Source organism: Paenarthrobacter sp. CM16 (genome assembly GCF_013179505.1).
Classification (GTDB): domain Bacteria; phylum Actinomycetota; class Actinomycetes; order Actinomycetales; family Micrococcaceae; genus Arthrobacter.
The window spans coordinates 1-23240 of sequence record NZ_JABMCX010000039.1; the positions used below are offsets into that span (position 1 = coordinate 1).

Annotated in this window: 22 protein-coding genes; 13 read left to right on the forward strand and 9 right to left on the reverse strand. The window is 62.7% G+C overall.

The annotated features are described in order from the left end of the window. Together HP499_RS05185 and HP499_RS05190 are read left to right on the forward strand one after the other, a co-directional pair. Positions 1–802, forward strand: an 802-nt coding sequence (locus tag HP499_RS05185; protein ID WP_172322846.1) for an aldose 1-epimerase family protein, incomplete at its 5' end; no start/stop codon positions are given. A 162-nt stretch (positions 803–964) separates the two neighbouring features. Further along, entirely contained in the window at positions 965–1519 is a 555-nt protein-coding gene (locus HP499_RS05190) for a hypothetical protein (protein ID WP_172322847.1), read from the forward strand. Between the two features lie 367 nt (positions 1520–1886). Here HP499_RS05190 and HP499_RS25370 read toward each other — a convergent pair whose 3' ends face one another. Beyond that, positions 1887–2009: a hypothetical protein gene (locus HP499_RS25370; RefSeq protein ID WP_256378414.1), complete on the reverse strand. Its 123-nt coding sequence runs from the start codon at positions 2007–2009 to the stop codon at positions 1887–1889. Between the two features lie 269 nt (positions 2010–2278). On the opposite strand from HP499_RS25370, the gene HP499_RS05195 reads away from it, so the two are divergent. Further along, on the forward strand, positions 2279–2887 hold the full coding sequence (locus HP499_RS05195; RefSeq protein WP_172322848.1) for an integrase core domain-containing protein: 609 nt from the start codon (positions 2279–2281) through the stop codon (positions 2885–2887). Positions 2888–3043: 156 nt separating this feature from the next. Here HP499_RS05195 and HP499_RS05200 read toward each other — a convergent pair whose 3' ends face one another. Continuing rightward, positions 3044–4060 carry a LacI family DNA-binding transcriptional regulator gene (locus HP499_RS05200; RefSeq protein WP_172322849.1) on the reverse strand — a complete coding sequence of 339 codons (1017 nt, stop codon included), beginning with the start codon at positions 4058–4060 and terminating at the stop codon, positions 3044–3046. 126 nt (positions 4061–4186) lie between these two features. Here HP499_RS05200 and HP499_RS05205 point away from each other — a divergent pair, with 126 nt between their 5' ends. From HP499_RS05205 to panD, 7 genes are all read left to right on the forward strand, one after another. Then, positions 4187–4594 (forward strand): L-rhamnose mutarotase, encoded by a 408-nt coding sequence (locus HP499_RS05205; RefSeq protein ID WP_172322850.1) that lies wholly within the window; start codon positions 4187–4189, stop codon positions 4592–4594. Further along, complete coding sequence (gene rhaI, locus HP499_RS05210) at positions 4591–5757, forward strand: L-rhamnose isomerase (protein WP_026543299.1); 1167 nt, start codon at positions 4591–4593, stop codon at positions 5755–5757. Before HP499_RS05205 ends, rhaI begins: the two co-directional genes overlap by 4 nt. Beyond that, positions 5745–7808: a bifunctional aldolase/short-chain dehydrogenase gene (locus HP499_RS05215; protein ID WP_375154240.1), complete on the forward strand. Its 2064-nt coding sequence runs from the start codon at positions 5745–5747 to the stop codon at positions 7806–7808. Before rhaI ends, HP499_RS05215 begins: the two co-directional genes overlap by 13 nt. A gap of 8 nt (positions 7809–7816) precedes the next feature. Beyond that, complete coding sequence (locus tag HP499_RS05220; protein WP_172322852.1) at positions 7817–9322, forward strand: rhamnulokinase family protein; 1506 nt, start codon at positions 7817–7819, stop codon at positions 9320–9322. A gap of 82 nt (positions 9323–9404) precedes the next feature. Continuing rightward, positions 9405–9977 carry a helix-turn-helix domain-containing protein gene (locus HP499_RS05225; RefSeq protein WP_253951412.1) on the forward strand — a complete coding sequence of 191 codons (573 nt, stop codon included), beginning with the start codon at positions 9405–9407 and terminating at the stop codon, positions 9975–9977. A 2-nt stretch (positions 9978–9979) separates the two neighbouring features. Beyond that, positions 9980–10525, forward strand: a complete 546-nt coding sequence (locus HP499_RS05230; RefSeq protein ID WP_309138340.1) for a DUF6036 family nucleotidyltransferase — start codon at positions 9980–9982, stop codon at positions 10523–10525. Between the two features lie 65 nt (positions 10526–10590). After that, positions 10591–11022, forward strand: coding sequence for an aspartate 1-decarboxylase (gene panD, locus HP499_RS05235; protein WP_026543295.1), 432 nt, complete (start codon positions 10591–10593; stop codon positions 11020–11022). A 78-nt stretch (positions 11023–11100) separates the two neighbouring features. Here panD and HP499_RS05240 read toward each other — a convergent pair whose 3' ends face one another. Genes HP499_RS05240 through HP499_RS05255 form a run of 4 tightly spaced genes read right to left on the reverse strand, consistent with a single transcriptional unit; the run spans position 11101 to position 15182 of the window. Beyond that, positions 11101–12432 carry an FAD-dependent oxidoreductase gene (locus tag HP499_RS05240; protein WP_172322854.1) on the reverse strand — a complete coding sequence of 444 codons (1332 nt, stop codon included), beginning with the start codon at positions 12430–12432 and terminating at the stop codon, positions 11101–11103. A gap of 13 nt (positions 12433–12445) precedes the next feature. Beyond that, positions 12446–12778, reverse strand: coding sequence for a cupin domain-containing protein (locus HP499_RS05245; RefSeq protein ID WP_172322855.1), 333 nt, complete (start codon positions 12776–12778; stop codon positions 12446–12448). Positions 12779–12809: 31 nt separating this feature from the next. Then, the gene (locus tag HP499_RS05250) at positions 12810–13679 is read right to left on the reverse strand and encodes a MoaF C-terminal domain-containing protein (RefSeq protein WP_172322856.1); all 870 of its coding nucleotides are present in this window, start codon (positions 13677–13679) and stop codon (positions 12810–12812) included. Positions 13680–13730: 51 nt separating this feature from the next. Further along, positions 13731–15182 carry an APC family permease gene (locus HP499_RS05255; protein WP_172322857.1) on the reverse strand — a complete coding sequence of 484 codons (1452 nt, stop codon included), beginning with the start codon at positions 15180–15182 and terminating at the stop codon, positions 13731–13733. Between the two features lie 210 nt (positions 15183–15392). On the opposite strand from HP499_RS05255, the gene HP499_RS05260 reads away from it, so the two are divergent. Beyond that, complete coding sequence (locus HP499_RS05260; RefSeq protein WP_172322858.1) at positions 15393–15992, forward strand: TetR/AcrR family transcriptional regulator; 600 nt, start codon at positions 15393–15395, stop codon at positions 15990–15992. Positions 15993–16192: 200 nt separating this feature from the next. Beyond that, positions 16193–17119 (forward strand): AEC family transporter, encoded by a 927-nt coding sequence (locus HP499_RS05265; RefSeq protein ID WP_172322859.1) that lies wholly within the window; start codon positions 16193–16195, stop codon positions 17117–17119. A gap of 100 nt (positions 17120–17219) precedes the next feature. Here HP499_RS05265 and HP499_RS05270 read toward each other — a convergent pair whose 3' ends face one another. Both HP499_RS05270 and HP499_RS05275 read right to left on the reverse strand, forming a co-directional pair. Next, positions 17220–19856, reverse strand: a complete 2637-nt coding sequence (locus tag HP499_RS05270) for a trehalase-like domain-containing protein (RefSeq protein ID WP_172322860.1) — start codon at positions 19854–19856, stop codon at positions 17220–17222. 122 nt (positions 19857–19978) lie between these two features. Further along, positions 19979–20968, reverse strand: a complete 990-nt coding sequence (locus tag HP499_RS05275) for an LLM class flavin-dependent oxidoreductase (RefSeq protein WP_026547810.1) — start codon at positions 20966–20968, stop codon at positions 19979–19981. A 291-nt stretch (positions 20969–21259) separates the two neighbouring features. On the opposite strand from HP499_RS05275, the gene HP499_RS05280 reads away from it, so the two are divergent. Then, on the forward strand, positions 21260–22252 hold the full coding sequence (locus tag HP499_RS05280) for an ABC transporter substrate-binding protein (RefSeq protein WP_172322861.1): 993 nt from the start codon (positions 21260–21262) through the stop codon (positions 22250–22252). A 150-nt stretch (positions 22253–22402) separates the two neighbouring features. On the opposite strand, the gene HP499_RS05285 is transcribed toward HP499_RS05280, so the two are convergent. Further along, positions 22403–23240: threonine/serine dehydratase (locus HP499_RS05285; protein ID WP_172322862.1), on the reverse strand; the 838-nt coding region annotated here is incomplete at its 5' end.

The window sequence follows — 23240 nt, forward strand, 5'->3', positions numbered from 1 at the left end:
CCTCATTGTCCCCTTCCCGGAGGGTGGTCCGATCCCGGACTACCGCGGCGTCATCGCCGCACCGTGGCCCAACAGGATCGCAGACGGGACCTACAGCTTCGACGACGTGAAGCACCGGCTTCCGGTCAATGAACCCGAACGCGCAACTGCCTTGCACGGGCTCGCCTTTCCGCTGGATTGGACCCTGAAGGAGTCCGACGCCGACTCACTCACCTTGACGTGCATGGTGGGTCCGACTACGGGTTACCCCTTCGTGCTGGAACTTTCAGCCCGGTTCGCCTTGGACGAGACGGGGCTTCACACCTCTGTCACGGCCCGCAACGCTGCCGACGTCGCCGCCCCCTACGGCGTGTGCCCGCACCCCTACCTGGTGGCCGGCACTTCGCCGCTGGATGAGTGGGTTCTGGAGTTTTCAGCCGACTCGTTCCTGGAAGTCACACCTGACAGGCTCCTGCCCGTGGGTGTTGTTCCCGTGGAAGGTCACGAGTTCGACTTCCGTTCAGCGCGCATCATCGGCAGCACCGAGATCGACCACGCCTTTACGGGAATAACGTTCGACGGCGGGCTGGCGCGGCTGTCGCTGCGGGACCCGGCGGGCACCGGCGTCGGGATGTCCTGGGACGAAAGCTGCCCTTGGCTTCAGATCCACACGGCTGACAAGCCGGCACCCCTGCCCAACCGCCTGGGCCTGGCCGTGGAACCCATGACGTGCCCACCGGATGCCTTCAACAGCGGGATGGACTTGATCCGGCTGGAACCGGGCGCGGAGCACACCGCGTCCTGGAGCATCTACGCCCTGTAGCCACCCAACTAGGTAACAGCAAACGTCGCTATGGGCATCCATTGGGACATCTGCTGTTACCTAGTTGGGTTGGGTCGTCATGAAAGCTGCCACGACTCCACTCCATTCATGAGGAGAGTTCTTCACCTCGATGTATGAGAAGTTGAAGTTATGGGGAATGGCGTGCAGACCGGATTCAGGAAACTCATTGGCGTGGCAGTTGTGGGCATGCTGGCGCTGAGTTCGTGCAGCACCGTGCCACATGACTCTGAAGCAGGACAGGCTCGTGCAGAAGCCCGGGAAGCCTTGGAAGCGGTGCCCGGAATCACCGTCACCGGCTTTTCCGGAGGGGACAAACCAAACGTCAAAGGCAACACCGGCTACGCAGTGGAGTTTGAGATCGAGCCCGGCTACAGCGTCGAACGCGGCGACCTTCTCATTGACTACGTTGTCCGCCTCATTTGGTCGATCGGAGAGGGATATATGCCCACCGAGGAACTACGCCTGGTAGTTACCACTGCCGAATGGGAACCCCATTTCGATCTGGTTGCGGCAATGGAAGCTGCCCACTTGACCGCCAAGGCAACCCAGATCGGTGATCGGAATACGGTGCTCATTCCCGTGGATATCGACGACCCGGACGGTGAACGGAACCTGTCCCGGATCGCCACGAACGGGCGGTGGCCGATCGAAGCCCCCGCGACGCTTCCGCTGGATGCAACAGTCAAGCGAGGCTAGGCCTGTGCCCAACAAGCGTCGCCGGACAAAGGCCGGCGCCGCCGCCTTCCTCGGCCCCGCGCCAAGCACACCGCCTCCTGGAGCATCTACGCCCTGCAGTCGCCCAACTAGGTAACAGCAAACGTCGCTATGGGCATCCATTGGGACTGTGGAGTCTCATGACTTAATAGACAGTTCTGTCTCATGACTTCGTAGACACTCTGTCTCAGGACATCGTGGACAGCTCGTGGGCGGGTTTGCTGCTGTTCATGAGTAAATCCCAGCCGGACATCAGGATCCGGCATGCTGTGGCAACGTGGTCCGAGGATTCGCCCAGGGGCGCGGTCTCAGCGTTCTGCAGGAAGCACAACGTTTCCCGGGCCTGGTTCTACCGGGTCCGGGCGGCGGCAGCTGAGGTGGGGCCGGTGAAGGCGTTGGAGAAGAAGTCCACGCTTCCGAGGACGACGCCGACCAGCACGGCACCGGCCATGATCGAGCTACTGCTGGGCACCAGGGAGGAACTACACGAGAGCGGGCTCGATCACGGCCCACTCCCGGTTATCGCGAAGCTCTCCAGACAGGGCTTCAAACCGCCCTCCCGCGCCACCGTGGCCAGGATATTTGTTCGGGCGGGGGTGGTAGTGCCCGAACCTCGGAAGAAACCACGAAGCGCTTACAAAAGGTTCGTCTATCCCCAGCCGAACGCGTGCTGGCAGATCGATTCGACCCAATGGCAACTCGCTGACGAATCCCACCCGCCGCGGCCGCACGGGGGCGCTCGTGGAGTTCCTCAAGGCCAGGGGCGTGGAGCCGATCACGGGCAAACCCTACAAACCAACCACTCAGGGCAAGAACGAACGCTTCCATCAGACACTGCACCGATACCTGCACCGGCAACCACCTGCATCCTCAATGGCCGCCCTGCAACTCCAGGTTGACGCGTTCGATCTCTACTACAACAGCGAACGGGAACACCAGGCACTCTCACCGGCAATGACACCCCAGGAAGCATGGAACGCGACCCCCAAGACACCCCCGCCAGCGACCCCACGAGAGCCCACACCCGGACCTGAACGGCGAACCACGCAACGAACAGTGAACCGAAACGGATGCGCGACGATCCTGGGAACCCATTTCAAACTGGGCAAAGAACACATCGGCGCCACCGTGCACATCCTCCACGACGAAAGCACCATCGTCTTCTTCGACGCCCGCGGCACCGAGATCATCACGCACTCACTGCCGCCCCGAGGCACACCCTACGTCGGCAACGGCAAACCCACAGGAGTCGAAGCCGACCCACGAGGCACCCGCAAGAAACGGACGAACTACCCACCCCTCAAAAACCGACAAACAAAGCCCCAAGCCGAAGTGTCCACACAGTCATGAGACACCAACTGTCTACGAAGTCATGAGACATGAAGTGTCTACAAGGTCATGAGACATGAAGTGTCTACAAGGTCATGAGACATGAAGTGTCTACAAGGTCATGAGACATGACAGGCATCCATTGGGACATGTGCTGTTACTCAGTTGGGTGCGGACTTAGTTGGGTGCGCCGGCAGTGCTTTGGCGGACCACCAGTTCAGGCGTGAACACCACTGCCCGGTGCTTGGTTCCGCCGCTCTCCTGTTCTTCCGCGAGCAGCTCGATCGCCGTGCGGCCCAGGGCCTCGGTGGGCTGGCGGATGGAAGAGAGCGGAACCACTGCGGAGATGGCGAAATCGATGTCGTCATAGCCGATGAGCGCGATGTCCTCCGGGATCCGGACCGTCCGCAACATGGTCAGCGACTGCATGACGCCCAGCGCCAGGAGGTCGTTGGAGCAGAAGACGGCTTCAGGCCGGAGCTCCGGGGCGCGTTCCACCAGGCTGTTACCCACCTGCCTGCCGGCCAGAACGGTCTGGCCAGCAGAATCCAGGACTTCAACACTGGCCCCGGATACCTCTGCCACAGCACGCTGCGCACCCTTGAGTCGGCTCGCCACCTGGCGGATGGACGGCGTACCAACAAAGGCCAGACGACGGCGACCCAGGTCCAGCAGGTGCTTGGCGGCAAGATAACCGCCCTCCTGGTCATCCACGGAGACCGAGCTGCAGCGTTCGGTGTCTGCAAGTTCGTCCACCAGGACCGTGGGCACGCCCCTTTCGCGCAAAGTATCGATCCGCTCCGCCACGTCCCCTACCGGAGAGATGAGCAGCCCTTGGACGCGTTGCTCCTGGAAAAGATCCATATAGTGCGCTTCGCGGGAGGAATCCTGCCCGCTGTCGCCTACCAGCACCACGCTTCCGAGTGCGGTGGCGGCGTCCTCTGCGGCGCGGGCCACCGAGGAGAAGAAGGGGTTCCCGACGTCAAGGACAATCAGCCCGATGGTCCGGCTTTGGCCGGCCCGGAGCTGTCGGGCGGCATCATTGCGGACAAACCCGAGTTCAGCAATGGACTTCAGGACGCGTTCCTTGGTCCTCTGAGAAACCCTGTCCGGATAGTTCAGCACATTGGAAACAGTTCCCACTGCTACTTGGGCATGGGTGGCAACGTCTTTGATGCTGGCTGTCTGGGACATGCTTTCCGATCTCCGCTGGCTGACGTCAATGTGCTGGAAACGCCTTGACACCCTCCCGTTTACGAGGGTAATTTGAATCGTAACAAATGAAACGATTCAAAGACGAGTGACCCTGGAGAAACACACATGAGGGTTTGTTTCCGCTCCTCAGTCCAACCGGAACTGATGGCCGAGTACAAGCAACGCCATGCCGCCGTATGGCCGGAGATGCTGTCAGCACTGAAAAACGCAGGATGGAACAACTACTCACTGTTCCTCGCTCCTGACGGCCAATTGATCGGCTACCTGGAGTGCGAAGACTACGAGGCCGCTCAAGCCCGCATGGCCTTAACTGAGGTCAATGCCCGCTGGCAGGCCGAAATGGCCACCCTTTTTGCGAACAGCGACCTCCCTCCGGACCAGGGCTTCGAGATCGTGGAAGAAGTTTTCAACCTCGAAGACCAGCTTGCCGCTGCGGGCCGCGTCACAGACGCCGCCGGCACCGCACACATAGACAAAGACCCAGCCCACGAATACCCAAAGGAACAAGCATGAACACCACAGAATCGGCCCTGGGCCGTCTAGGGGAACTGGCCATCGAAGTGCCGTCCTGGGCCTACGGAAATTCCGGGACCCGATTCAAGGTCTTCGGCACTCCGGGTACTCCGCGCACCGTCCAGGAAAAAATTGCCGACGCCGCCAAGGTCCACGAACTCACCGGGCTGGCCCCCACCGTGGCCCTGCACATTCCGTGGGACAAGGTGGATGACTACGCAGCCCTCCGCGAGTACGCCGCAGGACTGGGCGTGGGACTGGGCACCATCAACTCCAACACCTTCCAGGATGACGAGTACAAGTTCGGCTCCCTCACCTCGTCCAACGAGTCCGTGCGGCGCCGCGCAATCGACCACCACTTGGAGTGCATTGAGATCATGCACGCCACCGGTTCCAAGGACCTGAAGATCTGGCTGGCTGACGGCACCAACTACCCCGGCCAGGACGATATCCGCGGCCGCCAGGACCGCTTGGCTGAGTCCCTCCAGGAGATCTACGCCGGCCTCGGCGATGAGCAGCGCCTGGTCCTGGAGTACAAGTTCTTCGAGCCCGCTTTCTATCACACCGACGTTCCGGACTGGGGCACTTCCTACGCCCAGACCCTGGCCCTGGGCGAGAAGGCGTTCGTCTGCCTGGACACCGGCCACCACGCACCGGGTACCAACATCGAGTTCATCGTGATGCAGCTCCTGCGCCTCGGCAAGCTGGGTTCCTTCGACTTCAACTCCCGCTTCTACGCCGACGATGACCTTATTGTTGGCGCTGCTGATCCGTTCCAGCTGTTCCGCATCATGCACGAGGTCATCCGCGGCGGCGGTTTCGGCAAGGATTCAGGCGTCGCCCTGATGCTGGACCAGTGCCACAACCTGGAAGAGAAGATCCCCGGGCAGATCCGCTCGGTCCTGAACGTCCAGGAAATGACCGCCCGTGCGCTCCTGGTGGACACTGCAGCACTGTCCGAAGCCCAGCGTGCCGGCGATGTCCTGGCCGCCAACGGCATCTTCAACGATGCCTTCTACACCGATGTCCGCCCGGTCCTGGCCGAGTGGCGCGAATCCCGCGGCCTCCCCGCCGATCCCATGGCCGCATACAAGGCCAGCGGATACCAGAAGAAGATCAACGAGGACCGCGCTGGCGGCCAGCAAGCCGGATGGGGCGCATAAGCATGACAACGCAGAACAAGACAAACACAGTTGAAGAGCTGATTTCCCGTTCCAACCGCCTCGGCGCGGACAAGCGGAACACCAACTTCGCCGGCGGCAACACCTCCGCCAAAGGCACCGACAAGGATCCTGTCACGGGCCAGGACGTCGAGCTGCTCTGGGTCAAGGGTTCCGGCGGCGACCTTGGCACCCTGAAAGCCGGGAACCTGGCAGTACTCCGGCTGGACCGGCTGCAGGCACTGAAGTCCGTTTACCCCGGCGTCGAGCGTGAAGACGAAATGGTGGCCGCGTTCGATTACTGCCTCCACGGCAAGGGCGGCGCTGCGCCGTCGATCGACACCGCCATGCATGGCTTGGTGGATGCCGCGCACGTTGACCACCTGCACCCGGACTCGGGCATCGCCATTGCGACGGCGGTGGACGGCGAGGCGCTGACCTCCAAGGTGTTCGGCGACAAGGTGGTGTGGGTTCCGTGGCGTCGTCCCGGTTTCCAGTTGGGCCTGGACATTGCTGCCATCAAGGAAGCCAACCCGCAGGCCATCGGCACCATCCTGGGCGGCCACGGCATCACCGCCTGGGGTGCCACCAGCGAAGAGGCCGAAGCCAACTCGCTCTGGATCATCGACGCGGCCGAGAACTACATCAAGGACAACGGCAAGGCCGAGCCCTTCGGTGCCAAGCTCCCCGGCTACAGCGCCCTTCCCGAGGCCGAGCGCAAAGCCAAGGCAGCGGCCCTCGCGCCAGTGATCCGCGGCCTGGCCTCCACGGACAGGCCGCAGCTGGGGCACTTCAGTGATGACGGCGTCGTGCTTGAATTCCTTGAATCCGCGGAGCACCCGCGCCTGGGCGCCCTGGGAACCTCCTGCCCGGACCACTTCCTGCGCACCAAGGTCAAGCCTCTGGTCCTGGACCTTCCCGCGGATGCCTCGATTGAAGACTCCGTGGCCCGGCTGAAAGAGCTGCACGCCGCGTACCGCGAGGACTACCAGGCCTACTACGACCGCCACGCCGACGCCGATTCACCCGCCTTGCGCGGCGCTGACCCGGCGATCGTACTGGTCCCCGGCGTTGGCATGTTCTCCTTCGGCAAGGACAAGCAGACCGCACGCGTGGCCGGTGAGTTCTACATCAACGCCATCAACGTGATGCGCGGCGCAGAGGCCATCTCCACCTACGCCCCCATCGAGGAATCCGAGAAGTTCCGCATCGAGTACTGGGCCTTGGAAGAAGCCAAGCTCGCCCGCATGCCCAAGCCCAAGTCGCACGCCACACGCATCGCACTGGTGACCGGAGCGGCGTCGGGCATTGGCAAGGCGATCGCCACCCGCTTGGCGTCCGACGGCGCGTGCGTAGTCATTGCCGACCTCAACCTCGAGAACGCGCAAAAGGTAGCCGAGGAACTGGGCGGTTCCGACGTCGCCATCGGCGTCCAGGCTGACGTGACTGACGAAGCCCAGATCGCAGCCGCGATCCAGGAGGCCGTGCTCGCATTCGGCGGCTTGGATCTGGTGGTCAACAACGCCGGCCTGTCCATCTCCAAACCATTGCTGGAGACCACGGAGAAGGACTGGGACCTCCAGCACAACGTCATGGCCAAGGGCTCGTTCCTGGTGTCCAAGGCCGCTGCCAAGGTCATGATCGATCAGGGCCTGGGCGGAGACATCATCTACATCTCCTCCAAGAACTCCGTGTTCGCCGGCCCCAACAACATCGCCTACTCCGCCACCAAGGCTGACCAAGCCCACCAGGTACGCCTGCTCGCCGCCGAACTGGGCGAGCACGGCGTCCGCGTCAACGGCATCAACCCCGACGGCGTGGTCCGCGGCTCCGGCATCTTCGCCGGCGGCTGGGGCGCCAAACGGGCAGCCGTGTACGGCGTGGACGAGCAGGAACTGGGCAAGTACTACGCCCAGCGCACGCTCCTCAAGCGCGAAGTCCTCCCGGAGCACGTGGCCAACGCCGCGTCCGTGCTCACCAGCAACGAACTGTCCCACACCACCGGCCTCCACATCCCCGTGGACGCCGGCGTTGCGGCAGCATTCCTCCGCTAGGACCGTCGGTGAACAACGGAACCACCGCGAGCACCGCCCCGGCACACGCCGGGGCGGTGTCCGCCGCCGTCGACAACAACGCAGTGTTCGCCGCCATCGACATCGGCGCATCCTCCGGCCGAGTCATGCTGGGCCGCGTCTCCCCTGAGTCCGGGGTGTCGCTCGAGACAATTCACCGCTTCCCCAACGGGGTGGTGGAGCTCGACGGCGGCCTCCGCTGGGACTTCAACGCCCTGTTCGCCGAGGTACTCAAGGGCTTGGCGGCTGCCGCTGCCACGGCGGCCACGAACGGCGAGAGCATCGTCAGTATCGGCATCGATACCTGGGCCGTTGATTATGGGCTGGTGAACGCCGCCGGGGAACTGACGGCACAACCGTATAGCTACCGGGACGAGCGCAGCCGGGCCACGGTGGAACGGGTGCACGCGGCGATCCCTCCGGAGAAGCTGTATTCCACTACGGGTTTGCAGTTCCTGCAGTTCAACACGGTGTACCAACTCGCCGCGGAACCACACCTTGACGGCGTTCAGGCCCTCCTTATCCCGGACCTCATCGCCTTCCTGCTGACCGGTGAGCGCCGGACTGAAGCCACCAACGCCTCCACCACAGGTTTGTTTGACGCTGTAGCCGGTGAGTGGGCCACGGAGTTCCTGGATGCCCTCGCCCTGCCCCGGAACATCTTCCCGCCGCTCATCCAGCCCGGTGAAACCGTAGGCAGGCTCCTGCCGGGAATCCTGGAGCAAACGGGTTTGCCCGCAGCCACCACCGTGGTTGCTGTGGGGTCCCACGACACTGCGTCGGCCGTCGCGGCGGTCCCTGCAGAGCTTGAAGATTTCGCGTACATCTCCTCCGGAACCTGGTCATTGGTGGGTGTGGAGTTGGACCGGCCCGTCCTCACGGAAGCCAGCCGTCAGGCCAACTTCACCAACGAACGAGGCGTTGACGGCACCATCCGCTACCTCCGCAATGTGGGTGGCTTGTGGTTGCTCAGCGAATGCCAGCGCGCGTGGGCCGCGGAAGGCTATACCCAAGCGCTCCCGGCCCTGCTGGACTCGGCGGCAGCGCTTCCTGCCGGTGGCCCGCAGATCAATGCCGATGATCCTGCTTTCACTGCTCCGGACAACATGCCAGATCGCATCCGGGCAGCCGTGCGCAACACCGGTGCCGTACTCCCGGACCGGCCTGCCGCCGTCGTGCGTTGCATCATGGACAGCCTCGCGGCCGGGTACGCCCGGACCTTGGCTGATGCCGAACGGCTCACCGGCCGCGCCACCAGCGTGGTGCACATTGTGGGGGGCGGTTCGCAGAACCGGCTCCTGTGCCAGCTCACGGCTGACGCCACCGGCAAGCCCGTGATCGCGGGGCCCGTTGAGGGAACGGCGCAAGGCAATGTCCTGGTCCAGGCCCGCGCCGCCGGGGTGGTGACCGGCGGGCTGGCGGAGCTGCGTGAACTGGTGGCGGCCGGGACCAGCCTGGAACGCTACGAGTTTAGCCGTGCACGCGTTGGGCTGTGAGGGGTGGCCAACCAGTAGAACCAACCTTCTATCGCAATCAAGGCAAAATGTAACCGAACGGTGTCATACTGTCCTTATGGACATGAGCACCAAGGCTATCGGCCAAGCCATTCGCGAGCGACGGAAAGACCGTGGCTACACTCAGCAAGCCTTGGCCAACGCCATTGGGGCTTCCCGAAAGTTCGTGGTGGATCTGGAATCAGGCAAGAACGGAGCAGCTTTTGGGCTGGCCCTCGAGGCAATGCGGGTCCTTGGCCTGGAAATAACTCCTAACGATTCGGAGGACCGTGAATTCATGGGAGACTTCGCGCGCACTCTCGCCGAGGGTGACTACCACTACGCCATTCGACTACTGGGCGAATACACTAACTCTTCGCTCGTCGCGGGCCGGGCACTCATGCCGACCGCCCCGTCCTTCGACGACGACGCCTACCGGGCTGCGCTTGGCGCGGTTACTCGATGGGTTTCAGCCAAAACCAACTCCCCCGTCCCAAAGTGGGCAATGAACGCCAAGGCGTCATCGCAACCTGTCTTCCTGGCCGAGAAAATTCATCCGGTCAGCGACAGGATGAAGGATCTCATCCGTCGTGAAACTCCTACTGAGATCGCTGCCATGAACGTTTGGATCCGTGAGAGAGATTTGGCCACGATTTGACGGTGTTCGAGTTCCGGCGTGACGACGTAGTTGAACTGCTTCGCGAAGTGGAAGCCCGACTGGAAGCACGCGGGATCACCTTGAATATCCACATAGTGGGTGGCGCCGCGCTCCTGCTCCATGGCATCTTGGACCGCGCGACCGGCGATATTGACGCGCGGTACTCCCCCCGGGAGGCTGTGGATGAAGTGGCCGCTGCCATGGAACAGGAGTTCGATTTGCCCCCGAAGTGGCTGAACAGCAATGCTGCGGCCTTCCTCCCTGAAGAAGCGCAGTGGATCGCCGGCCCGGAAGGGACCTCCTCAGCCGTAAAGCTCGCAGACCTGCCCACCCTGGCAGCAATGAAGGTTGCTGCGGAGCGGGCCAAAGATATTGAGGACCTTGGCCATATAGTGCTCGCACTGGGGATTGAAAGCGCTGATGAACTGGTACAACTCGCTTTCGGCAAGTACGGCGAGCACTCAGTGGCCCTCAGCGCACCGGCGGACAATTACGAAATCGTGGCTGAAGAAGCGATGGCTGCCGCCAAGGCCTTGCGAGGGCGTTAGCCTGAACGCGAACGTCTGGTACGTCACAGCGCCGGATGAGGGTGCCGCGCTAAACTGATGGCATTATGATCCGCACAATGTTCAAGTCCAAGATCCACCGCGCAACGGTCACCCATGCCGACCTCCATTACGTCGGTTCCGTCACCGTAGACCTGGACCTCCTGGATGCGGCCGACATCCTCCCCGGTGAACTCGTCTCCATTGTTGACGTCACCAACGGCGCCCGCCTGGAAACGTACACCATCGCCGGCGAGCGCGGTTCCGGCGTCATCGGCATCAACGGTGCCGCCGCCCACATGGTCCACGTTGGGGACACGGTCATCCTCATCACCTACGCGGAAATGACCACGGAGGAAGCCAGGGCCTACGAGCCCAAAGTGGTCCACGTGGGCAAGGACAACAAGATCCTGCAGCTCGGCAATGACCCGGCGGAGGGCCACACTCCCGGGCTCATGCGTCCGCCGCACGCGCTCAGCAACGCGGCGCACCTCAGCTAAGGCTCCACAACAGGCTCCACAAACAGCGTTCGACGTCGGCACTCGGGTGAGTGCCGACGTCGAACTTTTGGGGCTGCTTTAGCCCACGGGAGTAGCAGCTTGCAGGGGTGACCGCGCGTCACTGGCGAGCGCGGATGCTGCTTCGCGGGCAGCGTCCAGGCCGCTTTCGATGGCGCCGTCGATGAAGCCGCCCCATCCATTGGCGAAGTCAGAACCGGCGAGACGGATCCGGCCCTCGGGCCTTTGGAGTTCGGCCAAGTGCCGGGTGAGGTAGCCCGTGTAATGCATGGGCCAGGTGGATCGTGCGTGTTCATCGGAAACCCAGTCATGCCCGGCAACTTCGAGCACTGTCAATCCCGGGATAACGGCGTCCAGGTGTGCTTGTGCCCCAGCGACGTCGGCTACACCCACGGCCCCGGCGTCTGGACCGAAGCACACAAGGGTGGTGGTGTCCTGATCGATGTACTCGGCTTGGACGAAGTTCAGGGCTGCCGTTTCGGGCCCGAACGCAACGAACCTTTCCTGCCGGCCGTCCACCTTGATCCACAGTTTGGCGCCGCGGCCCGCTTGTCCCCTTGCAGCCGCTTCCCTCTTACCGGGCGACAACGGTGGTTGGACGTCGATGCCGTTCAATACGCTGAGCGGCAGTGCGAGGATGACCTGGCGGGCTCGGTACTGTTCGCCCGCTTCAGTTGCCACCAGGACTCCCCCGGTATCCTGCTCGACGGACACCACCCGCTGCTTCAGCCGCAGCTGTGCCGATGAGTCCGCAAGGATCGCCTCGGCAAGGCGGCGGGTGCCGCCGTCGATCTTGAAGCTGGCGCAGGCCTCAAACATGAGCTGCCAGTCCCCACTGGCCACTGCGCACCAGCGCAACGCCTGGGTGTAGGCGGCTTCATCCAGCCCGCCGTTGAAATTCAGCGTCCAGAAGGATCTCAAGAGCTGGCGCTGATCCTCAGGCAGACCCAGGCGGTCGATGGCTTCCGACAGCGTGGTCCCGTCGATGTCCGCCACATCGGGGTTATCCAAGGGCTGCCACGGCATGGGGAAATAGCGTCGCGAGTCAGCCAGCAGCAGACGATTTGGGCCATCAAGCAATTCCATCAAGCCTTCAGCTGTGCCTTCATGCCGTTGACCGTTTGCCGTCCAGCAGGCCTTGGTGAACTCCGGCCCCGGCAAGGCCTTGATCCCGTACCGCCCCATTTCCGCCCAGACATATGGCTGGGTCCAGTGCACCCAGGTGCCCCCGAGTTCCAGGTTTCGGCCAAGGCGTTCCGCCAGATGGGTTCTCCCGGCGATCCTGTCCTTCGCCTCCAGCAGGATGGTGGCGTGTCCGCTCCGGGACAGCTCCCTTGCTGCTGTGAGACCGGCAAAGCCAGCGCCAATAACAATGACGTCGGAAGTTTCCACAGTGCCCAGGCCCCTAGCTGTAAACGAAGAATTCGATGGTTGGTTCCAAGACACTCCAGCGGGTCATTGCGCCCTTGGAGAAGGAGGCCATGGAGCCTTCCGTGAGCTCAAGGGTGTGCCCGCCCTTGACCTCGATGCGGAGGTGGCCGGAGACGATGTAGATCGTTTCGTCCTGGTCAATGGGCAGGTCGAAGGGTTCCGGTGCTTCTTCCGGAGAGACTTTCCAGATCCCGCCGCTCAGCGTTTCGTTTCCGTTCCCACCTGCACGCCTGAGCCATTGGACAGATCCCAACGCAAAGGGTTCGAACGCTGCTTGGTCCAGCTGGGCATGAAAGACCTGGGTCATGGTGTTGCTCCTGTCAGTTTTTGCGGGGTGTTCAGTGTTTGTGGGTGTCTTGCGGGTAGGCCGTGCTGTTCAGGACGCTGAGCCTGGAATTGAAGGGGAGGCACACCGGTTGGGCGGAGGGATTGTCCCAGCCGAACATCCGCCCAATGGAACGCTGCTCACGCAGATCGATCAGGAGCACGGCTTCAACAGTCATCACTTGTTCGGTCCAGAAGAAGATGTACAGGTCCTCCGCGACAGCCCAGGTCATGCAACGGTCAGTATCAGCAAGCCCGGCTTCACCACCCCGGACGCAGTGCCAGGTGAAGGTTCCTTGATTCAGGTAGATGTGTTCGTAGGATTCGACATCGCTGTAGCGGTAGAAAATGCGCTTCCCCACGAGGTCTGAAGTCCGTTGGTGCACAGTGGGTTGTCCGCCGGCGTTGGAATGCGTGAAGTCAGTAGTTCCGCGGACTTGGCCGTCCACAGTGACAAAACGGGATACCGCAGTGGAGACTGCATCAGTGGATCGGTCGAGAATGATGGTGACGTTTTCGGCGTTGGTATCCTGGGCACCGCCATCTTGGGCACCGCCGTCGCCGCCTCGGGCGCTGCCTCGGCCACCACCGTCGCCGCCTCGGGGCCCCTGGCCACGAACGAAGTCGATGATGAAGATTTCCGGGCGGGCTTCAATGGCCTTGTAATCAGCGGTCCCGCTGGCAGTGCCCTCGGTCCACGTAAGTTGTGACGCAGTGAGGAAGCTGTACTCGATGGCCGTTCCATCAGCTGCCTCAAGGGCGATCTTTGTGCTCGCCAGCGCAGGGGAAGCAGGCAGGGTCTGGTCCCCGAAGCCGTCCAGCATGGTGGAAACCGGCGGCCATTCTTCCTCGGGAACGTAATCCTGGAGTTCGGTGGTGGTCATGTGATGAGTCCTTTGGTTGTTTCAGGCTGTTGCTTACGTGGAGAGTTCGGTTCAGACAATTTCTGCGGCGTAATTGATGGCCGGCTTTTGAGATCCTCGAACCAGGCCGGCCACAAAGATGAGCGGTATCCCCAGGAGGAGATATCGGGCCACTCCTCCTGCGCCTCCGAGAAGGACGTCATAGTTCTCCAGGGTCAGGTAGCCCACAACGATGAACGCCAGGAATGAAAGAGCCGGAGCAATCACGGTGACCCAGAGGTTATCCCTGGTCCCGGATCTGGCGAAGTACACCAGGATTGCGGCCGATGTCAGCAGCAGGATGGAAATAAATCCTGCCGTTCCCAAGGCCACAAACCAGGCAAAGACCGTAGCGATCGGGTCAGCGCCTGCCAGCAGAAAAGCGCTGATGATGGCCAGGACAACCAGGGAGTTGACCAGCCCTGCCAATGACGGCGCCCCCGTTGCGGAAACGGCGGACAGCTTGGCCGGGAGTGCGCCCGCCCTGCCCAGTGCGAACAGGTACCGGGAGAACATATTGGACAGTCCCAGAAGCATCGCGATGAAGCTCGTCACAACCAGCACCTGCATGGCAATGCTTAGCCAGGCACCTGCGCTGGACTCTGCAAGATCGAAGATCATTCCGGAAGGGTTTTCGGTGGCTGACGCCTGGATCCCCTCGATGCCCACGGCACCGCTGATGGCCCACGTGGAAACCATGTAGAAGACACCGATGAAGGCGATGACAAGGTAGGCGGCACGCGGGATGGTACGCCGCGGTTCTTTGGCTTCTTCCGCGAAGACAACCGTGGCTTCGAAGCTGGTGAAGCAGGCGAAGGCGAACAGCAACGAGATGCCCAGGCCAGGCCCAAAAATATTCTCTCCCGTGAACCCTGCGAACGTGAAGATCCCCAGCCCCTTTTGGATAACAAGGGAGCCTACAAGGGCAGCAACCACCAGCGTTTCACCAAGGATGAGCACACCCAGCACCTTGAGGCTGGCATCCACGCCCTTCATTGTCAGGAACGTGGTCAGCGCCAGCACTGCAACGATCCAAAAGTAGACCGGCAGTCCAATGCCCGTGAGGCTTTCAACGAGCTGCCGGGCGAAGACTCCGAACTGCGACCATAGGCCGATTTGCAGGCTGAGGTAGGTCAGGATGGCTATCCCGGCGCCTCCTGTGGCCCACTTATTGCCCAGTCCTTTGGCTATGTACGCCACAAAGCCCCCGGCATTGGTGATGTGTTGGCTCATCCTGAGGTAGCCCACTGAAAACAGGGCTACCAACAGGGCTGCTATGACGTAGATGACGGGAGTGCCGGGACCGCTGGCCGAGAAGATAACGGGGCTTGCTCCTACAACAGCGGCCATGGGCGCAGCGGCAGCAATGGCAAAGAAGGCTATGGCAACAACGCCAAGCTTGTTGGCCCTGAGCCTGACAGTACCGGTGGAGGGACTTGCGCCTTTGGGACCGGCCGGGGCCGAGGTCTGACTGGATTCGTTCATGAGGCTGTTCTTTCCGGAATGCACTGGCGCCATCGCCATTGCGGAGGGATAGGGAGCCTTGCGGCTGAAGGACGAACGTCCGGGCGGCGAGGCTGAAGCTGCTCTTGGCGGCAGGGAGGTGATCCGGGCCACACCTCAAACTATACGTTTGTATAGTTTCGGGTGTCAATGGGTTCGTTTTACCGATTTCCCCGCCGCTAGACTCGCTACATGAGCGAGGATGCGCGCAAGTTGCCCTATGGGGACGGCAGGGATGCTTTGCTTTCCGCCGTCCTGGACGTTGTGGCGGAGAAGGGCCTGCGCGGAGCGAGCTATAGGTCAGTTGCCGCCCGCGCCGGCGTCAACCACGCCTTGATCACCCACCACTTCGGGTCCATGGAAGGGCTCCTGGCCGCAACCATGGAGTGGTCCGTGCAACGATCAATCCAGGAAACCGGCCTCTCCGGGCTCGCCGAACCCGACGGGAACTTTGCCGATTCACTGATCGCCACGGTTTCCGCCGAGCCGGAGCTTCAGTTGTTCCAGTTCGAAATGCTCCTTGAGTCCAGGCGCAACCCGGAGATTCGCGCACTGGTTGAGGGTCTCTATGCGAGCTACGTCAGCACAGTGGAAGACGCTTTGACCCGTCGCGGCTTGGACACCGGCAATGAAGCAGCGCTTGCCATCTTCGCGGCCCTCGACGGCCTCATGCTTCAATTCGTCACCATGAGCCACCCCGCCCGAATAAGGTCAGCCGTCCATCAGGTAGCGCGAATGATCACCGCACTGGAGAAGGCGAACGGAACCGCCGAAAAGCCAGGCAAAAATTAGAGCCCGACGTCGACACTCACCTCGGTTGCTTGGCGTCGAGCGCGTTTTGATACAGGCCTAAAACCGCGATTTAGGGTCACCCGAGGTGCAAGAACTCCTCCGTCCGCATGACGGAACTCTCACGAGAAAACGCTTACTCAGATCCTATTTATGGCTAAGCTGTCTTTCGTGACCCAACGAACCTCCGTCCGCGCAGCGCCATGATCGGCGTCCTGTCCGGGTTCTTCGTGGTGTGGGCCATCATCCTGGTGGGCATGTTCGTGGGGCGTCGGGAAATTCTGGGCGAGAACGCGCGGTCGGTGCTGAGCTCGCTGACATTCTTCGTTGCCAGCCCTGCCCTCCTCTTCGAGACGCTGAGCAAGGCCAAGCTGCATGACGTCTTCGCCGCGCCGCTCCTGGTCACCGCCGTGGGCGCAGTACTCACCGGCTTGTTGTTCTTCCTGATCGTGAAGTTCTGGCTGAAACGGGACATGCCCGAAGCCCTCATGTCCTCCATGAGCGCATCCTTGGCCAACTCGGCCAACCTAGGCATCCCCATCGCCGTATTTGTCCTGGGCGACGCGAGTTATGTGGCGCCCCTGCTGATCTTCCAGCTCGCGTTCTTCACGCCGATGTACCTGATGGCCCTGGATGCCAGCACCAGCACGCACCGCACCACTCCCCTGCGCTTCCTGCTCATGATCGTCAAGAACCCCATGATCGTGGGTTCTGCGCTCGGCCTGCTGGTAGCGGGGACCGGTTTTCAGGTGCCGACACTCATCCTGGAACCCATCCACTTGATTGGCGGTGCCGCGATTCCTGCCATGCTGATGGCCTTCGGCATGAGCCTCAACGGTTCCAAACCCCTGCAGAAGGAAGCCGGGAGGAGGCTGGACACCCTGCTGGCCAGCGGCTTCAAACTCATAGTCCATCCACTGATCGCGTACGTTTTTGCCCGCTTTGCGTTGGGCATGGAGGGGCACGCGCTCTTCGCCGTCGTGGTGACTTCGGCGCTGCCCACTGCCCAAAACGTATTCGTCGCGGCCAACCGGTACCAAGCAGGAATCACCGTAGCCAAGGACACCGTGCTGATCACCACCATCGTGGCCGTTCCCGCCATGATCGCAGTGGCGCTGCTGCTTACCTAGCCGTCGAATACGATGGCGTCGGCGATGCGCCGGATGCCGGCAAAACCCGGGTAACGTTCACGGCAACGTGGAAGTACAACGGCTGGTACGGACAGTTGGGCTACTCCACGTCCGCGCTGGCCAAATAGTGGTCCAGGAGTTGTGCACAGCGGATGAAGCCCAAGTGCGAGTACGCCTGGGGATGGTTGCCCAGGTGTGTTTCCGTTCCGGGATCGTACTCTTCGGGCAGGAGCCCCGTGGGACCAAACAACGCCACCAACTGGTTGAACAGCTCCAACGCATCATCCAACCGGCCCACTGCAAGGTAGGCCTCGATCAGCCACGTGGTGCAGATGTGGAAGCCGCCCTCCAAGCCCGGCAGGCCGTCGTCGTACCTGTACCGGAAAACGGTGGGCCCTACCCGCAGTTCGCGCTCCACGGCGGTCACCGTATCCAGGAAGCGCTGGTCCTGGGCGTCCAGCAGCCCGGACAATCCGATGTGCAGGACAGCGGCGTCCAGGTCCGGGCTGTCATAGGCCACCGTGTAGGACGCGGCGGAGGAATCCCAGCCTTCCTCAAGCACTTCCTCCCGGATGGTGTGGGCAGTGGGTGCCCAGTCCGCGTGCTCCTGGCGGCCATGCAAAGCTGCAGCCCGGAGCGCCCGGTCCAGCGTTACCCAACACATGACTTTGGTGTAAACGTGGTGCCGCGGCGGCCGGCGGGCTTCCCAGATGCCATGGTCCGGCTCGTGCCAGCGGGCCAGCACTGCGTGCGCCATCTGTTCCATGAGGAACCAGTGCTCGTCAGGAAGGAATCCGCGCCGCTCGGCAAGGTCGTGGATCAGCTCCGCGATGGGTCCAAACACGTCCAGCTGGACCTGGTGATCCGCTGCGTTGCCAATACGCACCGGCCTGGAGCCCGCATAGCCGGGCAGGCTTTCCACGATTGCCTCCGTGGAGAGCGGCGCGCCGGTCACCGAATACAGCGGATGCAGCCATTCGGGCCCCGGCGCGTTTTCCAGGATCCGGCCCAGCCACCCCAGGAACCCGTCGGCTTCCTCCGTGGACCCCAGTGACACCAGCGAGTTCACCGTCATGGACCCGTCCCGCAGCCAGCAATACCGGTAATCCCAGTTGCGGGTGCCGCCAATGCCTTCCGGCAGGGACGTGGTGGGCGCGGCCAGCACGGCGCCGGTGGGCTCGTGGACCAGCGACTTCAGCACCAAGGCGGAACGACGCACCAGCGAAGTCTTGATGGTGGGCAGCTGCAGTGCTTTGACCCAGTCACGCGCTGACTGCCCGACGGCGGTACGCCGCTGGGGTTCACCAGCGGGGTCTGCGGGAGGCGGCTCTGTATCCCCGCACCGCATGTTCAGGACCACAGGCCCTGCACTGAGGGAGACCTCGGCTGTTGCCGTGGCATATTTTGAGTCGCTGGTGATGGTGAAGGCCACGCCCGGTGCCGTGAGAATGATCGGATCCGAGGTGCCGATGATATGCACCTCGTCACCGCGGATCTCCATGTTGAAAGGGGCATTGGCGTAATCAGGCCTCGGTGCGAAGACCACGCGGGCATGGCCCGTCCCGGACAGGACCCGGACCAGGCTGGTGATTCCTTCCGGGGCCGGTTCCAGATAGTCGGTGACCGTGACGTCCGCCCAGCGGGTCTCTACGATCATGGTGTTATCCACATAGCGTTGTGCCAGCACCGGAGACGGCTTCACGGGTTCTATGCTGAAGTGGCCTGCGGGGTCACCGCCCAGGATGTGCGCAAACAGCGAGCCGGAATCCGGCAAGGGGTGGCTCATCCAGCAGACCTTTGCGTCCGGGGTGAGCAACGCCGTCGAGCTTCCATTGCCGATCATCGAATGCCGTTCCAGGCCTACAGCGTCCTCGCCGAACAACCATGCCCGCCGCAGTTCGAACAGCAAAGCCAGGACCCGCGCAAAGGATTCCGGATCCGGGATGGTGTGCGCCGCCGTCGTATCCCCTGCTCCAACGTGCAGGCCGAGGTCGGGGCCTCGCAGGGTGGCGAGCGCCTTCTCGTCGCTCTCGGCATCGCCCGCGTACAGGGCGGCACTGACCCCGAGCCTTGAGCGCAGCTGTTCCAGGGCTTGCCCCTTGGCCGGCTCCTCGACCGTCAGGTCCAACACCGTGCCGTCAATGATGAAGTAGAGGCCAAACTCGATGGCGATCTTTTGGGAGGCAAAGATCACCCGTTCCACCACTTCCGGCGTCGCGGGCCGGGTGTGCACAGCGACGCCCACCGGTTTGCGGACAACGCTGATACCCTTCTCGAAACCCACGGCTTCAGTCAGCGCCGTGGCCACCTGCTGAAGCAGCTGCTCGGTGGCAAGGGAGAGCGTATAGGCGTACCCCATGTCGAACTCCACCCCGTGGGAACCCACCAGATGGACCTCCGCGGGTAACCTGGACACCGCCGCCAGGTCCCTGAGGGACCTGCCCGAAATGATGGCCGTGTGGGTGTTAGGCAGGGCAGCCAGCGCCCGGAGCGCCACGGCTGCGCTATCCAAGGGGAGCGTCTCCGTGGAAACGCCCTCAGCCGAACAAAGAGTGCCGCCATAGTTACAGGCCACCAGCAAACCGGGGACCCGGGCCAGAACCCTCAGCTCCGCGAACAACTGTGGGGTGATGCCGTTTTCCGCGTCCGATTGGAGCACGGTCCGGAGCAGGCCGAGCGGGAGCGATTTCATCAGCAGCGCGGAATCGGCAACTGATTGATTCAAGTGCGTAGGCATGGCAGACCCTTCCGAAGCGGATAACTACAGTCTCCGCTCGGACGGTTTCGCTTGACTACCTAGTAGATTGCAAACGCGTAAAGCTTTTCCTTGGATTTATGCGTTTGCTCTCAGCGGTGCGCCTACGCGCTCACCAGCCCCGCAACCTCGGCCACGAGCTCCACCGACCGCAAGCGCTCTTCGGTGCCGATGCTCTGGTGCGCCACGATCAGTTCGTCGGCGTCCGCGAACGTCGCAAACTCGTCGAGGTAATCGCGCACCACGTCCTTGGTTCCAACAGCGGAGAACTTCATCATCTGGGCGATGTGCTGGCCCTGCGGGGAGTCAAGCACCATGTCCGCTTCATCGTCCGTGAATTCGCGGCCGCCGCCGAAGAACAGCGATACACGGGCGCGCTTCACCGCGAGATGGATGGCCTGCGCCTCTGCGTTGGAGTCCGCGGCAGTGACATTGACGCCTGCAATGACGTGCGGCTCGGACAACTGCTCCGAGGGCTTGAATTCGCGTCGGTAGATGGCAACAGCGTCCTGCAGGGCCGCCGGGGCAAAGTGTGAAGCAAACGCGTAGGGAAGCCCGAACTGCGCGGCCAGCTGGGCGCCGAACAGCGAGGACCCCAGGATGTACAGCGGCACGTTGGTGCCCTTGCCCGGCGTCGCCTCAACACCCTGGATGCGGGTCGGGCCAGTGAGGTAACCCTGCAGTTCCAGGACGTCCTGGGGGAACCTGTCCGAGGACGTGTGATCCCTGCGCAGTGCGCGCATGGTGTTCTGGTCGCTGCCCGGTGCACGACCCAGGCCGAGGTCGATCCGCCCCGGGTGCAGGGTCTCCAATGTGCCGAACTGCTCGGCGATGGTCAGCGGTGAATGGTTGGGCAGCATGACGCCACCGGCCCCGAGCCGGATGGTGTTGGTGTGCGCGGCAACGTGGGCGATCAGCACGCTGGTGGCCGAGGAGGCAATCGCGGACATGTTGTGGTGCTCGGCATACCAAACGCGGCGATACCCCAGCTCTTCGGCCTTCTGTGCCATGGCCACGCTGCCCGCGAGGCTTTCCGCCACCGTCTGGCCCTTGCCGATGGTTGCCAGGTCGAGGATGGAAAGAGGAACAGTCACAGGAAGGCCTTTCGGTACGTTTCGGTGCCCGCACGGTTGATTGCCGGGCACTTAAGCGACAACGACGGCGGCACCCGGGTTATTTCTGTGAGTTGCGTCGCGCACTGGTTTCCGCCCTTTTTTAGAACGCATTTATGACCCCATTCGACGCCCGATTAACCGCCATGAACCCCTGTATCCCAGCGTTTCGGAGTGCTTTGACCTGGCTCGAATGGCTGCCGGATAGTTGCAGCCACAAGTACGCATCAGACCGCCCTGTCGCGACGACCAGGACGAACCCAAGGAGAACCAATGGCACGTTTTGCAGCCAAAACCGGCGTCACCGCGGCGCTGGCCGCCACCGCTTTGCTGGGGCTCGCGGCCTGCTCGGACCCGGGTGCGACAGCAGCGACTGGTGCGTCAGCTTCGGCGTCGAACGCTTCATCCAGCTCGTCCACCAAGGAGTTCAATCTGTCCCCGCAGCAGGACCGCATCAAGGTGTCCGTTGACTCCGCCGCGGCCGCACTGGTTCCGGACGCCATCAAGGCAGACGGCAAGCTCACCGTGGTGACCACCGGCGGCACTCCCCCGTTGAGTACCTTCGCCACGGATAACAAGACCCTCATCGGCAGCGAAGTGGACATCGCCTATGCCGTGGGCGAGAGCCTGGGCCTTGAGGTGGAGGTTTTGCCGGTGGCCTGGGCTGATTGGCCGCTGGGTGTGGAGTCCGGCAAGTACGAGGCCGTGCTCTCCAATGTCACCGTCACCGAGGCACGCAAGGAGAAGTTCGACTTCGCCACCTACCGCAACGACCTCCTGGGCTTCTATGCCAAGGCCGACTCGGACATCGGCGAGGTCAAGGAAGCCAAGGACGTGGCCGGCAAGCGCATCATTGTGGGCTCGGGCACCAACCAGGAAGCCATTTTGGTCCGCTGGGACGAGGAGAACAAGAAGAACGGCTTGAAACCGGTTGATTTCCAGTATTACGACGACGACTCCGCCTCCCAGCTCGCCCTCCAGTCAGGACGCGCCGACCTCACGTTCGGCCCCAATGCTTCGGCAGCCTACAAGGCAGCCAAGGACGGCAAGACCAAGGAGGTGGGAACGCTGGAAGGTGGCTGGCCGCTAAAGGCCGAGATCGCGTTCACTACCCAGAAGGGCAACGGCTTGGCCGTGGCGGCCCAAGCCGCGCTCAACACCCTCATCAAGGATGGCAGCTACACCAAGATCCTGGACCGCTGGGGACTTTCATCCGAAGCCATTCCCGCATCCGAACTGAACCCGGCAGGCCTGCCCAAAAAGTAGGAACCGCTATGGCAGGGCAGACCTGCCGACGCCGAATCCCCGCCGGACATCCCCCGGCGGGGATTCTTTGCGCCGCTGCCCCAACCAAGTGACAGCACATGTCGCAATGACCGCTCAATGGAGCGTCTACTGTTACCTACTTGGGTGCTGCTAGAAGTGGGCGGGGTCCGTGTTGGCACCACACAGGATGACGGCAACGGTTTCGCCGTCGTCCGGCTTGTACGCTCCTGAAAGCAACGCAGCATAGGCTGCCGCCGCACCGTGCTCCACCACGATCCGGTGCTTTTCCCAAAGAGCCCGGCGGGCATGGATGATGTCCTCGTCCGTCACCAGGACGCTCTGGACACCAGTCCGGCGGGCAACCCCAAATCCGATCTCCCCGATACGGCGGGCACCGAGGGAATCAGCTGCGATCCCCGAAACAGCTACGTCCACCGGCTCGCCCTTGGCCAGTGCCGTGTGCAGTGTGGGAACAGTTTCAGGTTCGACGCCCACAACCCGTGCCCGGCCCTCCGCCGCAGCTGCGATGCCGCCCATCAGGCCACCGCCGCCAACAGCAACGACGATGGTGTCGACGTCGGGCAGTTCATCCAGCAGCTCAAGCCCCACCCCGCCCGCACCGGCCACGATCTCCGGCTGGTCGTACGCGTGGCAATAGACCGCGCCCTTCTCCTCAGCGAACCGGATGGCAGCGGCATAGGCTTCGGCGTACTCGGCACCGCCCTGGACCACCTTGGCGCCTATGGCATAGAGCTTATGGACTTTGTTGGCCGGCGCGGATTCCGGGACGAACACCGTAGCCGGAACGCCGAGTTTCGCCGCCGCATAGGCATTGGCGAGGCCCGCGTTGCCGCCGGATGCCACCACAATGCCAACCCCGGGATCCAGCTCGCCGCTTTCCTGGGCCGTGAGCAGGCGGTTGAACGCGCCACGGGCTTTGAACGAGCCCGTGTGCTGCATGTACTCGCATTTGAACCACAGGTGGTAC

What these genes read in the sequence shown, in the direction of transcription:
- HP499_RS05200 (WP_172322849.1), bottom strand. Translation starts at nt 4,060, where the DNA reads ATGTCCCAGACAGCCAGCATCAAAGACGTTGCCACCCATGCCCAAGTA.
- HP499_RS05205 (WP_172322850.1), top strand. Translation starts at nt 4,187, where the DNA reads ATGAGGGTTTGTTTCCGCTCCTCAGTCCAACCGGAACTGATGGCCGAG.
- rhaI (WP_026543299.1), top strand. Translation starts at nt 4,591, where the DNA reads ATGAACACCACAGAATCGGCCCTGGGCCGTCTAGGGGAACTGGCCATC.
- HP499_RS05215 (WP_375154240.1), top strand. Translation starts at nt 5,745, where the DNA reads ATGGGGCGCATAAGCATGACAACGCAGAACAAGACAAACACAGTTGAA.
- HP499_RS05225 (WP_253951412.1), top strand. Translation starts at nt 9,405, where the DNA reads ATGAGCACCAAGGCTATCGGCCAAGCCATTCGCGAGCGACGGAAAGAC.
- panD (WP_026543295.1), top strand. Translation starts at nt 10,591, where the DNA reads ATGATCCGCACAATGTTCAAGTCCAAGATCCACCGCGCAACGGTCACC.
- HP499_RS05245 (WP_172322855.1), bottom strand. Translation starts at nt 12,778, where the DNA reads ATGACCCAGGTCTTTCATGCCCAGCTGGACCAAGCAGCGTTCGAACCC.
- HP499_RS05250 (WP_172322856.1), bottom strand. Translation starts at nt 13,679, where the DNA reads ATGACCACCACCGAACTCCAGGATTACGTTCCCGAGGAAGAATGGCCG.
- HP499_RS05255 (WP_172322857.1), bottom strand. Translation starts at nt 15,182, where the DNA reads ATGAACGAATCCAGTCAGACCTCGGCCCCGGCCGGTCCCAAAGGCGCA.
- HP499_RS05260 (WP_172322858.1), top strand. Translation starts at nt 15,393, where the DNA reads ATGAGCGAGGATGCGCGCAAGTTGCCCTATGGGGACGGCAGGGATGCT.
- HP499_RS05265 (WP_172322859.1), top strand. Translation starts at nt 16,193, where the DNA reads ATGATCGGCGTCCTGTCCGGGTTCTTCGTGGTGTGGGCCATCATCCTG.
- HP499_RS05270 (WP_172322860.1), bottom strand. Translation starts at nt 19,856, where the DNA reads ATGCCTACGCACTTGAATCAATCAGTTGCCGATTCCGCGCTGCTGATG.
- HP499_RS05280 (WP_172322861.1), top strand. Translation starts at nt 21,260, where the DNA reads ATGGCACGTTTTGCAGCCAAAACCGGCGTCACCGCGGCGCTGGCCGCC.